This is a genomic window from Actinoplanes sp. GCM10030250 (assembly GCF_042666575.1).
GTDB lineage: Bacteria > Actinomycetota > Actinomycetes > Mycobacteriales > Micromonosporaceae > Actinoplanes.
Genome location: NZ_JBHTDO010000006.1, coordinates 206,860 through 220,643 on the forward strand (window position 1 = coordinate 206,860; position 13,784 = coordinate 220,643).

At 69.0% G+C, this 13,784-nt stretch carries 10 protein-coding genes; 6 read left to right on the plus strand and 4 right to left on the minus strand.

Annotation, left to right across the window (positions count from 1 at the left end):
* Positions 1-231 precede the first annotated feature (231 nt).
* Positions 232-1,239 (plus strand): hydroxyacid dehydrogenase, encoded by a 1,008-nt coding sequence (locus ACFQV6_RS11560; protein WP_378027402.1) that lies wholly within the window; start codon positions 232-234, stop codon positions 1,237-1,239.
* A 52-nt stretch (positions 1,240-1,291) separates the two neighbouring features.
* On the opposite strand, the gene ACFQV6_RS11565 is transcribed toward ACFQV6_RS11560, so the two are convergent.
* The 3 genes from ACFQV6_RS11565 to ACFQV6_RS11575 are packed head-to-tail and all read right to left on the minus strand — an operon-like array spanning position 1,292 to position 4,443.
* On the minus strand, positions 1,292-2,143 hold the full coding sequence (locus tag ACFQV6_RS11565) for a carbohydrate ABC transporter permease (protein WP_378027403.1): 852 nt from the start codon (positions 2,141-2,143) through the stop codon (positions 1,292-1,294).
* Positions 2,140-3,099, minus strand: coding sequence for a carbohydrate ABC transporter permease (locus ACFQV6_RS11570; protein WP_378027404.1), 960 nt, complete (start codon positions 3,097-3,099; stop codon positions 2,140-2,142). The genes ACFQV6_RS11565 and ACFQV6_RS11570 overlap by 4 nt, the downstream gene beginning before the upstream one ends.
* Positions 3,100-3,129: 30 nt before the next feature.
* The gene (locus tag ACFQV6_RS11575) at positions 3,130-4,443 is read right to left on the minus strand and encodes an ABC transporter substrate-binding protein (RefSeq protein ID WP_378027405.1); all 1,314 of its coding nucleotides are present in this window, start codon (positions 4,441-4,443) and stop codon (positions 3,130-3,132) included.
* A gap of 210 nt (positions 4,444-4,653) precedes the next feature.
* Between ACFQV6_RS11575 and ACFQV6_RS11580 the strand changes: the two genes are divergently transcribed.
* The 5 genes from ACFQV6_RS11580 (at position 4,654) to ACFQV6_RS11600 (ending at position 13,089) form a co-directional block, all read left to right on the plus strand.
* Positions 4,654-6,171, plus strand: a complete 1,518-nt coding sequence (locus ACFQV6_RS11580; protein ID WP_378027406.1) for a glycoside hydrolase family 43 protein — start codon at positions 4,654-4,656, stop codon at positions 6,169-6,171.
* A 147-nt stretch (positions 6,172-6,318) separates the two neighbouring features.
* Positions 6,319-6,453 (plus strand): ThuA domain-containing protein, encoded by a 135-nt coding sequence (locus ACFQV6_RS11585; RefSeq protein ID WP_378027407.1) that lies wholly within the window; start codon positions 6,319-6,321, stop codon positions 6,451-6,453.
* A 149-nt stretch (positions 6,454-6,602) separates the two neighbouring features.
* Positions 6,603-7,538 (plus strand): family 43 glycosylhydrolase, encoded by a 936-nt coding sequence (locus ACFQV6_RS11590; RefSeq protein WP_378027408.1) that lies wholly within the window; start codon positions 6,603-6,605, stop codon positions 7,536-7,538.
* The gene (locus tag ACFQV6_RS11595; RefSeq protein WP_378027409.1) at positions 7,535-9,661 is read left to right on the plus strand and encodes an alpha-galactosidase; all 2,127 of its coding nucleotides are present in this window, start codon (positions 7,535-7,537) and stop codon (positions 9,659-9,661) included. The genes ACFQV6_RS11590 and ACFQV6_RS11595 overlap by 4 nt, the downstream gene beginning before the upstream one ends.
* Positions 9,658-13,089, plus strand: a complete 3,432-nt coding sequence (locus ACFQV6_RS11600) for a putative Ig domain-containing protein (RefSeq protein WP_378027410.1) — start codon at positions 9,658-9,660, stop codon at positions 13,087-13,089. The genes ACFQV6_RS11595 and ACFQV6_RS11600 overlap by 4 nt, the downstream gene beginning before the upstream one ends.
* Here the strand turns inward: ACFQV6_RS11600 and ACFQV6_RS11605 are convergent.
* Positions 13,031-13,783 (minus strand): hypothetical protein, encoded by a 753-nt coding sequence (locus ACFQV6_RS11605; protein ID WP_378027411.1) that lies wholly within the window; start codon positions 13,781-13,783, stop codon positions 13,031-13,033. The two genes, ACFQV6_RS11600 and ACFQV6_RS11605, sit on opposite strands and share 59 nt — an antisense overlap.
* Position 13,784 lies beyond the last annotated feature (1 nt).

A 13,784-nucleotide genomic window follows, 5' to 3' on the forward strand; every position in this document is an offset into this window, starting at 1 on the left:
ATCACTCTCCAGATCTGATCGGCGCCCGGGACCGGCGAAGGGGGATGACTCGGTCACCGGACGGTTCTGCAGGAAGTAGAGAACGTTATCTGCGCAACATAGGCGTAACATTGATGAGCGTCAAGGAAACAAGGGCAACCCCACCACGACAGGCACATTGACGCGCGCTCGCCGGATTTCTAGGATAGAGAACGGTTTCTATCGCCGCTGCTGAGCTGGAGGACAACAACCGTGGTGCAACGCCCAGTGGCACTCTTCGCGATGCGTTCCCGGCACATGGCCGAAGTGTTCACTCCCGACGTGCTGGAGCAGATCTGCCGCCTCACCCGGGTCGACCCCCGCCTGGTCGCCGAACGCTTCAACACCCCCGCGATCAGCCGCGTCCTGGCCGAGGCCGAGGTGCTCATCACTGGCTGGGGCTGCCCACCGCTGGACGCCGTCACCCTGGCCGCCGCACCCCGGCTGCGTGTGGTGCTGCACGCCGCGGGCACCGTCAAGGCGCACATCACCCAGGCATGCTGGGACCGTGGCCTGCTGGTCTCCTCCGCCGCCGCCGCCAACGCGATCCCGGTCGCCGAGTACGCCCTCGCTGCCATCCTGTTCGCCGGTAAGGGCGTCTTCACGCTGCGCGAACGCTACCGCGACGACCGGGTGTTCACCCCGGCCGCGATGGTCCCCGGCGTCGGCAACTTCGGCCGGCGCGTCGGCATCATCGGCGCCTCCCGCACCGGCCGCCGGGTGCTGGAGCTGCTGCGCCCCTTCGACCTCGACGTGCACCTGGCCGACCCGTACGTCACCGAGGCCGAAGCCGCCGGCCTGGGCGCGACCCTGCTGCCCCTGGACGACCTGTTGCGCCGGTGCGCCGTGGTCAGCGTGCACGCGCCCGCCATCCCGGAGACGCACGGCATGCTCAGTGCCGAACGGATCGCCCTGCTCCCCGACGGCGCGGTTCTGATCAACACGGCCCGCGGCGAGATCGTCGACACCGCCGCCCTGACCGCCGAGGTCACCACCGGACGGATCAGCACGGTCCTCGACGTCACCCACCCCGAACCGGTGCCACCCACGTCACCGTTGTTCGACCTGCCCGGTGTCTTCCTCACCCCGCACGTCAGCGGCTCCCACGGCAACGAGATCCACCGCCTCGGTCAGTGCGTGCTCGACGAGCTCAGCCGGTTCGTCGCCGGCCGGCCCCTCGCCCATCGCATCCACGAGAACGAGCTCGCCCGCAGCGCCTGACAAGGAGAATGGCCTGGTCCGTCAACGGACCAGGCCATTCTCCGCGGACTTTCTACTTGAGGCTGCCGAGGGTGATGCCGGAGCGCCAGTAGCGCTGCATGGAGAGCATCAGCGCCACCATCGGAATCAGGGAGACCAGCGCGCCGGCCTCCACCAGGCTGGTCAGGTCGAGGGAGTTCTCCACCTTGACGTTGAGCCAGGAGTAGAGGCCGATCATCGCCGTCCACTTCTCCTCACCGCGCAGGAACACCAGCGGGAAGTAGAAGGCGTTCCACGAGCCGATGAAGCCGAGCAGGAAGATGGTGGCCGCGCCGGTGCTCATCAGCCGGACACCGATCTGGAAGAAGATCCGGTACTCGCCGGCACCGTCGATGCGGGCGGCCTCCAGCAGCTCCGGCGGGATGGCACCTTCGGCGTACACCTTGGCCAGATAGACCGACAGCGGGGCGAAGAACCCGGGCAGGATCACCGCCCACGGCGTGTCGACCAGGCCGAGGTCGGTGAAGAGCAGGAACGACGGGATGGTCAGCAGGGCACCGGGCACCAGGAAGGAGCCGATGATGCAGGCCATCAGCACGCCGCGGCCGGGGAACCTGTACATGGCCAGGCCGTATCCGCAGGCGACACAGATGAGCGTCATGCCGACGGTGCTGGTCAGCCCGTACCAGAGGCTGTTGCCCATCCAGCGCAGGAAGATCCCGTCGTTGTGGGTGAACAGCATCGTCAAGTTGTCCCACAGCCGGAAATCGGCGAACCACAGGCCATTGGTGTTGTAGAGATCGTGCTGGGACTTCGTCGACGACACCAGCAGGAACCACATCGGGGCCAGCGAGTAGGCGGTGAACAGCGTGAGCCCGGTCAGCACCAGGACCTTGGGCGTTCGGCGGCGGGCGGTGTCGGTCATGTCGGCGTCCTGTTGGTCAGCTTGTAGAAGATCGCGGAGGCGAGGCCGACCACCGCGGCGAGGATGATCGACAGGGCCGAGGCGTAGCTCAGGTCACCGACCGCGAACGCCTGGTCGTAGATCATCATGATCGGCGTGAAGTTGCGGTCGACCGTCTCCGGCGTCATCGACCGGAACAGCATCGGGTCACTGAAGATCTGCAGGGTCCCGATGATGGCCAGGACCGAGGTCAGGACCAGCGAGGTGCGCACGAACGGCACCTTGATCGACCAGGCGATCCGCAACGCCGACGCGCCGTCGACGCGGGCGCTGTCGAAGATCTCCCGGGGAATGTTCTGCAGCGCGCCGTACACGACCAGGATGTTGAAGCCGATCCCGCTCCACACCATGATGTTGCCGATCGACACCCAGATGAGGCCACCACTGTAGAAGTCGGCGTCGATGCCGAACAGCTGGAAGAACGGGGTGAGCGGGCCGACCACCGGGCTGTAGAGGTAGATCCAGATCAGGATCGCCACGATCCCGGGAACCATGTGCGGAATCAGCAACGCCACCCGGAACCGGCCGGCCGCCCGGCGCCCGACCTCGTCGATCAGCAGCGCCGCGGCCAGGCCGATGATCTGGATGACCGGGATGACGATCAGCGAGAACAGCGTGACCCGCAGCAGCCCACCCCAGAACGCCTCGTCGCTCATGCCCCGGGTGAAGTTGTCGAGCCCGCTGAAGGTGATGGTCTGCCCGCCGAAGCCGAGCCCGGAGGACTTCTTGGTGTAGAGGCTCTCGCTGAGTCCCACGATCACCGGGACGACGATGAACAGGGCGAAGCCGAGGAAATAGGGAACGGTGAAGGACGCGCCCTGCCAGGTCGTACGACGGCGGATCTTGGCGGACGGGTTCTCGATGGGGGGCGGCACGGCCGGCGGCTTCAACGCCTGCCGTGCCAGGGTGATGTCCATGGCTGTACGTCTCTCCTGTCGGCCGGCCGGTCAGCTACTCGCGACGTTGATCCCCTTGGCCTTGAGGTCGTCGACGGTATATGTCTGCATGTGCTCCAGTAGCTGCTGGAAGGTGATTTTCCTGGTGACCGCGAGAGCCCACTGGTCCTGCAGTTCCTTGAAGACACCGGTGTAGTTGGGGCCGACCGTCCACGGGTCGATGCCGGCCTTGGTGGCTTTGAGGATGACCGGGACGGCCTCCGCACGGCGGTCACCGAACAGGTTCTTCGGAACCACCGACTCGACCCACGGTGACGGGTCGGGGATCGCTCCGGGCCAGGCGTAGGCGCCGGTCGCCGGGAGGTAGGACGCGTCGATGGCGTCCTTGCTGCTGTTCAGCCAGACGCCCACCTCGGTGGCCTCGGCGAGATGGGCGCAGCCCTTGGGGATGAGCGTGGCGCTGCCGTGGGCGGGAGTGACGAACGTGGAGGCGTCGGCGTATTGCGGCAGATCGATGGGCTGCCAGTCGCCGAGGGAGTTCTTGAAGTTGGTCTCGTAGTTGGACAGCTGCCAGGTCTGGGTCGGCAGGGAGGCCATCTTGCCCTGGTCGAAGTAGGAGATCAGGGCGGGCCGGTCGGTGTAGGTCTGGTTCGCGACGATGCCGTTGTCGACGAGCTGTTGCACGACGGCGGCGGCCTTCCGCGACTCCGGGGACAGGAAGCCGACCTTCCAGGCGCCGTCCTGCACTGTGTACCAGGTGCCACCGGCCTGCTGGGTCAGGTTGACCAGGATGCTGGGGTCCTCGCCGGCCAGGTTCATCACCTGGACGCCATGCGGCTTGAGCTTGATCCCCGCGGCGATGATGTCGTCCCAGGTCTTGGGGACGGCGATGCCGTGCTGGTCGTAGACCGCCCGGTTGATCATCATGAAGCTGGGAGCGGCCCCGGCCGGAACGCTGTAATGCTTGCCTTCGACGGTGACGGCCTTGACCGAGGTGTCGGTGAAGACCTTCTTCCCGATGTAGGGCGTGAGGTGCTCGGTGACGTCGGCGAGCAGCCCTTCGGCCAGCAGGGACGGCACCTCGCCGAAGCTCTGCACCAGGCAGGGCACGTCCTTCCCGGCGGCGACGGCGTTGCGCAGCCCGCTGGCCGCGGTCGGATTGTCGGCCTGCTTCACAAATTTGATCTTGACATCGGTGTGCGTCTCGTTGAACTTGGCCACCACCGGCTCGTTGTTCGGCGACCAGGCCCAGTACTCCACCTCGACCGGCCCCGCCGACGCCTCGTTCTTCCCGCACGCGGTGATCGCGAAAGCCATGCCCACCGCCAGCGCGGCGGCCAGTCCTCGCCTGCCCCTGCCGTTCATCCGTAAGCCTCCGAAGATGTGTCACGCTATAGAAATCGATTTCTACAGAACGTAAGCTTCGGGCTCAACGTCGTCAATAGCTCGTTGCCGCGAAGTTGCCAACGTGGAACGTCGCAGCTCGCAGTACCCTGACGTCCTGATGCGTCGATGACTACGGCCGCCCCGATAGAGACCGTTACCAGGATTCCGGCGACGAGGAGCGCTCTTCAAATGATCATCAACCCGATTCTCCCGGGCTTCCACCCGGACCCGTCCGCCATCCGCGTCGGTGCTCGGTACCTGATCGCCACCAGCACCTTCGAGTGGTTTCCGGGGGTCGGCCTGCACTCGTCGACAGACCTGCGCACCTGGCAGCCGATCGGCGCCGCGCTGGACCGGCCGGAACAACTCGACCTGCGCGGGGTTCCCGACTCCGGCGGCGTCTGGGCGCCGGCGCTCAGCTACCACGACGAGCTCTACTGGCTGGTGTTCACGGTCGTGCGGACCATGAGCGGGGCCTACAAGGACCTCGACAACTACCTGGTCACCGCGACCGACCCGGCCGGGCCGTGGAGCGACCCGGTGCACCTCAACTCCTCCGGCTTCGACCCGTCGCTGTTCCACGCCGCGGACGGGCGGCGCTACCTGCTCAATCTCAACTGGGACCACCGGGCCGGCCGGTTCTCCTTCGGCGGGATCCTGCTGCAGGAGTACGACCACGAGCGCCGGGAACTCATCGGCGAGCCGGAACTCGTCCACACCAGTGCGGAACTGGTGGAGGGCTCGCACCTGTTCGAACGCGACGGCTGGTTCTATCTCATGCTGGCCGAAGGCGGGACCGGGTACAACCACGGGATCCGGCTGGCCCGATCGAGGGAGCTGCGGGGGCCGTACGAGACCGATCCGCGGCCGCTGCTCACCTCCCGCGACGACCCGCGCGCCGCGATCCACAAAGCCGGGCACGGGCAGCTGATCACCACCCCGGACGGGGAGCACTACGTGGTGCACCTCGGGTCGCGGCCGGTCCTGGGCAGGACGGGGCTGCGGTCGCCGCTCGGGCGGGAGACGTTCCTGCAGCGTGTGTTCTGGGACGAGGACGGGTGGCTGCGGCTGGCCGGGGGCGGCCATCACCCGTACATCGAAGTGCCCGGCATCGACGCCGCACCGGAACCGGCCATGGACGAGAAGCCCTTTCGGGGACCGGAATGGGTGAGCCCCCGAGGACCGGCCGAGGCCGACCTGGTCAGCCGGCCCGGCCGGCTGCGGCTGCGCGGCCGGGAGAGCCTGGACTCGCTGTTTCACCAGTCCCTGCTGGCGCGCCGCCTGACCAGCCTCGACTGCACCGCCGAGGTGACCGTCGACGCGGAACCACGGCGATTCACCGAGATGGCCGGGCTGGTCGTCTACTACAACACCAGCGGGTACCACTACCTCGCGGTCACCCATGACGAGAGCCGGGGCCGGGTGGTCGGCGTGATCAGCAGGTCCCCCACCGGAGTCATCGAGCACGGCTGGCATCCGGCGGGTTCGGGTCCGCTGCGACTGCGAGCCGAGATCGACGGGCTCCGGCTGGTGATGACCACCGGCCACGGCCATCGCTGGGAACTGGATCTCGACGCGCTGTCCGACGAGATCGGGCCGCCGCTGCGGTTCACCGGCAGCATGATCGGCGTCTGCGTGCAGGATCTGGCCCGGCGCCGCTTCACGGCTGAGTTCACCGAGTTCGAGCTGAAAGGCAGCGACCGATGAGGGCACTGATGGTCCGGGGCGGCTGGGACGGCCACGAACCGGTCGCCTGCACCGAGCTGTTCGCGACTTCCTGACAACCAACGGCTTCGCGGTACGGACGGCCGAGACCCTCGACGTCCGGAGGCACCCGAGACGGCCGGCGCCGTCATGCCGGTCGCGTGGATCCGCCGTTTCGGCGCGGGCCGCGTCTTCGTCTCCACCCTCGGCCACTCCCCCGCGGACTTGCTAATCCCGCAGACCCGGACGCTGACCGAACGCGGTCCGCTCTGGGCTGCCGGCTGACCGCCTGCCCGACCAGCCACCGCTCGCCACCGCTCGCCACCGCTCGCCGCCGTCGAGATAACGATTTCTATTCTCAGTCAGTATTGACGTCTTTTCAGCACGGAAACACGCTGATAACGTTCTCTACGCGCTCGCTCCAAGGAGGACACATGTCCACGCCCGCGCCACCCGGAAAGATCGTTCCGGGCTCCCTCTTTCTCGACCAGGCCGGCCGGGTCGCCCAACTGCACGGCGTCGGCATCCACCAGATCGACGGCCTCTTCTGGGCCTGGGGTGAGGACAAGTCGGCCGGCCCCACCTTCGGCGGGGTGGCTTGTTACTCCTCTCCCGACCTGGCGACCTGGACCTACCACGGCCACGCGCTGTCGCCCGACCCGGTGGTGCCCGACCTGGCTCCCGGTCGCATCGTCGAACGGCCCAAGGTGCTGCGCCGCCGCGACGGCGCATACGTCATGCTTCTGCACCTCGACGCCCCCGACTACAGCGACGCCCGAGTCGGATGGGCGATCGCCGACCGGCCGCAGGGGCCGTACCGGTACCTGCACGGCGAACGACCGCTCGGCAACGAGAGCCGCGACATCGGGGTCTTCACCGATGAGGACGGCACCGCCTACCTGCTCTCCGAGGACCGCCCCCACGGCCTGCACATCTACCGCCTCGCCCCCGACCAGCTGTCCGCCGAGGAGCGCGTCTCGACCACGCTGACCCCAGCCGGCACCCACGGCTACGAGTCGCCGGCACTGGTCCGGCACGACGGTCTCTACTACCTGTTCGGCTCCGATCTGACCGGCTGGTCCACCAACGACAACAAGGTCGCCACCGCCACGGACCTGGCCGGGCCGTGGAGCGAATGGGCCGACTTCGCGCCGCCCGGCAGCGCCACCCACGACTCACAGACCTCCGTCGTGGTCACCGTCCACGGCACCCGGCGAACCAGCCACATCTACGTCGGCGACCGCTGGCGCAAGGACGACCTTTTCCACTCGGCTCCGGTGTGGCTGCCCCTCGAGATCAGCGGCGGCAAAGCCCAACTCCTGTGGCGTGATGTGTGGACGATCGACCCGGTTACCGGAGTCATCTCGTGACGGTCACCCTGCCCGGCCTCGCCGCGGACGCGGAACAGCAACTGACCTGGGGCAACGACGTGCTGCGCCTGGTCATCGCCCACGGCCCGGACACCGCCCCGCGGCTGGTCGCGCTCTGGCACACCGCCGAGCCCCAACCTGACCTGGCCGGGCTGCGCCGGTCCGCGCTGCCGATCCTGGAAGTCGCTCTCGCCGGTGAGGGGCGATCGGGCACCTCCGGAAAACGCCACGTCGACGGCGCGGCCGGCCAGCGGATGCGCCTGGGCGACTCCGGCGCGGAACGCCGTGACGGCGTCGCCCGGCTGCGGCTTCACCTGGCCGACGAGCGATCCGGGCTGCGGGCGACCGTGCACTACGAGCTGGCCGAGGGCACTGCGGTGCTGCGATCGTGGGCCGAGTTGACCTGCGACCGGCCGGTGACCGTGGAGCACGTCACCACGGGTGCGGTGTCCGGCATCGGGCACGGCGCACGCTGGGAAAATGAGGTCGCGCTCTGGACCGCGGCGAACCCGTGGAGCGGCGAGTTCCGGTGGCGGCGGGCCACCCTGGCCGAACACGGCCTCCACGACGTCGGGATGACCCGGTTCCAGCAGGTCGGCTCGAAGAACCGGATCAGCCTCACCTCCACCGGCGCCTGGTCCACCTCCGAGCACCTGGCCATGGGCATCGTCGAGGACAGCCGGACCGGGCGGATGCTGGCCTGGCAGGTCGAGTCCAACACCACCTGGCACGTCGAACTCGGTGACCGCTATGACGACGTCTACCTGGCCGTGTTCGGGCCGACACTGCTGGAGCACCAGTGGAAAGGCAGGCTCGACCGGGGCGGCTATCTCCGTACCGTCGCAGTGGCTCTTGCGGTCGTGCCCGGATCGGCGGAAGGCGCGCTCACCGCCGTGAGCGCCGCATTGGCCGCGCACCGGCGCCGGATCCGGCGACCGCACCGCGACCACGGCACGCTGCCGGTCGTGTACAACGACTTCCTGAACGCGCTGATGGCCGATCCGACGACCGAGCGGGAACTGCCGTTGATCGAGGCCGCCGCCGATCTCGGGGTGGAGACGTTCGTGATCGACGCCGGCTGGTACGACGACGAGGCCGGTGGCTGGTGGGACTCGGTCGGCACCTGGGAGCCGTCGGTCACCCGGTTCCCGGGCGGTGGCCTGGACGCGGTGATCGACCGGATTCGCGGCGCCGGGATGACGCCGGGGCTGTGGCTGGAACCCGAGGTGATCGGCCTGCGCAGCCCGGTCGCACACACCCTGCCGGACGAGGCGTTCTTCCAGCGTGACGGTGTCCGGGTCGCCGAGTGGGGCCGCTACCAGCTCGACCTGCGGCATCCCGCGGCCCGCGCGCATCTCGACGCGGTGGTGGACGGGCTCGTCGCCCGGTTCGGGCTCGGCTATCTGAAGTTCGACTACAACGTCGACACCGGGCCGGGTACCGACGGCGGCATCGGTGAACCGGCCGGGGCGGGGCTGCTCGGGCACGGGCGGGCGCTGCTGGACTGGGTGGCCGCGGTGATGGACCGGCATCCCGGCCTGGTCGTGGAGGGCTGCGCGGCGGGTGGTTCGCGGACCGACCCGGCCAGCGAGGCGGTGTTCCCGATCCAGTCGCTGACCGACCAGCAAGACTTCCGGGCGATGCCGCCGATCGCCGCCGCCGCACCGCTGGCGATCCCACCGGAGCAAGCCGGGATCTGGGCATCGGCAGACGGTTCGATGAACCGCGACGAACTGGCGTTCTCCCTGATCAGCGCCATGCTGGGCCGGATCCACCTCGCCGGGCGCATCGACACGCTGAACCCGCAGCAGCGGGCGGTCCTCCGCGACGGGCTGGCCGTGTATCGCGATATCCGGGCCGCGGTGGCCCGGTCGACGCCGGTGTGGCCGCTGGGGCTGCCGGGCTGGCGTGATCCGTGGATCGTCGTCGGCGCCCGTGACGCCGACGACCTCTACCTGGCCGTCTGGCGGCGCGACGGCGGCGACGACGTGCTGCAGCTCGACATCAGCGGGCACGCCACCGTGCTCTTCCCCGCCTGGGGCTCGGTGAGCGGCGGAACGGAACTGGAGATCCGGCTCGCGCCGTACTCCGCACTCCTTCTCAATGTGAAAGGAATCCGATGAGACGAGCCGGGCGCTTCGTCGCTCTGACCACCGTCCTCTGCACCGGGCTCGGCGTGACCGCCACGGTCCTGCCCGCGTCGGCGGCCGACCCCACCGGCCTGATCACCGGCGACGTCGTCGCGATCACCGAGACCGTCAGCGACGCCGGGTTCGTCCACCCCGGCGTCGGATTGTCGGCCGCTGACCTGCGCACCGCCCAGAATCAGGTGCGCGCCGGGCAGCAGCCGTGGGCGTCGTACTTCGGCGCGATGGCGGCCACCAGTTTCGCGTCCACGACCTACCGGGCCTCCAACGCGAAGTCGGCGGCCCAGCCCGACGTGCCCCTCGATCCGGCGTTCACGGCGGCCGGTATGCGCAACCGGGAGACCAACGACTCCTTCGGCGCGCTGACCCAGGCCCTGATGTGGACCGTCACCGGTGACGAGGTGTACCGGCGCAACGCCGTCCAGGCCCTGCGCACCTGGTCGGGCATGGATCCGAACCGGTTCGTGTACTTCCCGGACGCGCACATCCACACCGGGCATCCGCTCTACCAGTTCCTGATGGCCGCCGAGATCATCCGCGCCACCGCGCCACTGGCCGACGCCACCCCGGGAACCCACGGCGGCTACGACGTCGTATGGAGCGCCGAGGACGACCGGCGGCTGCTGACCAACTTCGCGAACCCGGTGGTGGAGAAGTTCCTGTACTCCAACACCACATGGATGAACCAACACAACTTCGGACTGTTCGGCCGGATCGCCACCGCGATCTATGCCGACGACCGGGCGGGATACGCCAAGGGCGTCGAGTGGTTCACCGTCAACTCCGCCTATGACGGCTACGACAACGGCGCGCTCGCCCCGCAGATCCCGCTCATCACTGCCGACAATCCGCACAACCCGTACGGCTACGACTTCGTGCAGGTCCGAGAGATGGCCCGCGACCAGGCCCACGGCGAGTGCAACATCGACAACTACACCGGCCTGGCACGGATGCTCGAAGTCCAGGGCACCCGGGTCGACCCGTCGGCAGGCACCGTGTCGGCCCGGCCGGACGCGGTGAGCGCCTACGACTTCCTCGGCCGGCGGCTGCTCGCCGGCGCGAACGCCTTCTACGGTTTCATGCAGGGTGTCTGGGTGCCGTGGGCCGACGAACGCGGCGACGGCTGGAACGGCACCACCTCACAGGCCTACCGGGGCCGGCTGTTCAACCCGGTCAACGAGCTGTACTACGAGTACGCCCTGGAACGTGGGGTCGACGTCGCCGCCGAAGCGCCGTGGCTGGCCGAACTGTCCGCCCGGCAGGACGGCCCGTACTACTACAACGGCACCGCGGTCGCCAACTTCTGGGCGCCCGGTGACAAGAACCCCGAATACTGGGTGGCCTTCCCGGCCGCACTCGCCGGCACCACGCCGCCCGCTCAGCCCGCGAACTCCGACCTCGGGTTCGGACGGTGGAGCCTTCCCCTCGACGACCGCACCGAAATCATCGACGGCTTCGCCCGCGCCCACGTCACCCCACAGGGCACCACCAGCGTCGTCGACCGCATCATGCACGACGGCAACGGCAGCAACGGTGTCCTCGTCCGCGCCGACGGGCCGGCCACCCTGCAGGTGCTGGACAAGGAACCGGCCTCGCCGCTCAACCCGGACGAGAGGAAATCCACGGTGCTCGCCACCGTCGGCATCCCCGCCACCGATGGCCAGTGGCGTTACGTCACCTACCCGGAGGCCGGGTCGTACGCCCACCACTACCACCTCACCGGGGCGGCCGGCACCACGGTCGACCTCGGCCACGTGCGGCTGCAGGCGCAGTCCACCCTCACGCCGCCGCAGTTCACGCAGGTCGCCGGCACGTACTACCTGACGGCCGGGCACACCTCGGCTGTCGACCTCGCCGCCACCGGCACCGGCGGACCGGTCACCCACACGGCGATCGGGCTTCCCCCCGGTGCCACCTTCGACGCCGGGTCGCTGAGCTGGACGCCCGGAAAACGCGCCACCGGCCGTTACGAGGTGCGCATCGTCGCCGACGACGGGCAGAGCATCGCCACCCGTACCTTCGTTATCGTCGTCTCCAAGGACCGGGCGAAAACCGTGGACGCAGCGGTGGCCGACGGCACCGACCGCCGGGCCGTCTACACCACGGCCACCCGCACGCCCTTCGAGACCGCATTGCACACCGCACGCAAGGCCGCGAGGACCGGCGCCGGCTTCGGCACGGCACTCGCCACACTGCTGCAGACCATCCGCGATCTGCGACTGCTCAACCCCAAGCTCGGCGACGGGACGCTGGACTACCGCGACGGGGTGGTCACGCCGACCGTGCTCGACGCCGCCGCGCTGCGCAACCTGACCGACGACGACTTCGACACCAGCATCGGTGATCTGCGGGTCGCGTCGTTCGTGCTCGACTTCGGCACCCGGTACCGGATCGCCCCGAAATCCTTCGACCTGCAGGCCCGCTTCACGTTCGGCAACCGTCTGCAGGGCACCAACGTGTACGGCTCCGACGACGGCATCACCTGGGACCTGCTGACCTCTCGGGAAGCCGCCGACACCAACCTGTGGCAGAAGATCAACGTCGTCTCCCGGAACAAGTACCGCTACCTGAAGTTCCAGGTCGACCATCCCGGCGTCGCCACCGATCCGGCGTACCCCGGCCTCTGGTCGTTCGCCGGTCTACGGATCCACGGACAGCGCTCGGAGGTGCCCGGCACCGTCGACACGGTCGCGGTCACCTCGCCGGACGCCGTGGCCGGACGCGTCACCGCCGGCGACACCGTCGACGTCGCCTTCACCAGTCCCACCCCCATCAGGCGCGTGAGCGTCACGGTCGCCGGACAGAACCTGCCGGCGACCAGCACGGACGGCCGGTCGTGGACCGCGACGGGCGCTCTCGGCGACCTCGACGGCGGCGGCTTGCTCGACGTCACCATCGATCACACCACCGCCGGCGGACGGCGGGCCGCGACCGTGCACGCCGGCACGTTCCTCTACGGATCCGACGAACGTCACCTGATCGACCTGCGCGCCGCCCAATCGGATCCGGCCGCGCAGGGCGCACTGATGCTCGACGCGAACGCGGCCACCTTCAGCGACGTCGCGAACGCCGTCACCTTCGACCTCGGCGCCGGATCGGCGTTCCGGCTCGACCGCCTGGACCTGCTCGCCCGACGGGACAACACCGGCATGGTCCGGCTGGCCGACCTGGTGTTCCAGGGCTCGAACGATCGCACGAACTGGACCACTCTCACCGGTGCCAAGTTCAAGACCCTCTCCTGGCAGAACCTGCCGTCGCTGACCGACGGCGAGTTCCGCTACCTGCGGGTCGCGAGCAGCACCTACGTCAACGTCGCCGAACTACGGATCTTCGGGGACCTGCGGCTCAGCGCAGGGCCTCGGTGGCCGCGACGATGTGCGCCGGGACCTCGCCCTTGCGGGTGAAGTCGGCCGGGCGGAGCCACAGCTGGTGCTGGCCCTGGGCGACCTCTCGGTCGAGCAGGCTCTGCAAGAAGGCGCGCGCCCGGTCGTCGGTCAGGGTCGCCTGGGCGCGGGGCAACGCCGCGGCGGCGTCGGGGACGTAGATGTAGCCGGGGCCGGACGGGAGCTTCTGGATGGTCAGGTCGACGCCGAAGCGGAAGTTCACGTCGATCAGGGTGGCCTGGCTGAAGTCGTTGCCGCGGACGTCGTTGTGGGGGCGGAGCATCAGCGACTCCACGGCCGGCGGCGGCGCCGGGAGGCCACGCCGGGCCAGCGACGTCGCGTGGCGCCGGTAACGGCCGGGAGCGTCCAGCGGGGCGCCCCAGAAGTGCAGGCCGGTCAGCTTGCCGGTGAACGTGCAGTCGACGAACTCCAGATAGTCGGGGGCCGGCTTGGTCACCCGTACGTTGCGGAAGGTGCAGTTGACGAAGCGTGTGAAGCCGCCCAGGGCGCGCAGCGACGTTCCGTCGAACGAGCAGCCGATCAACTCCGACAGCTCAGCGCCCGCACCGAGACCGGCGTCCTGGATGCGGGCGCGGTCGAACCGGCAGCCGGTGAGGGTGGCGCCGACCGTGGTGAACGTCGCGAACGTCTGCCGCGACCAGTCGGCGCCGGCCACCTGCTGATGCTCGATGATGACGCTCTGCGAGTCGGACATC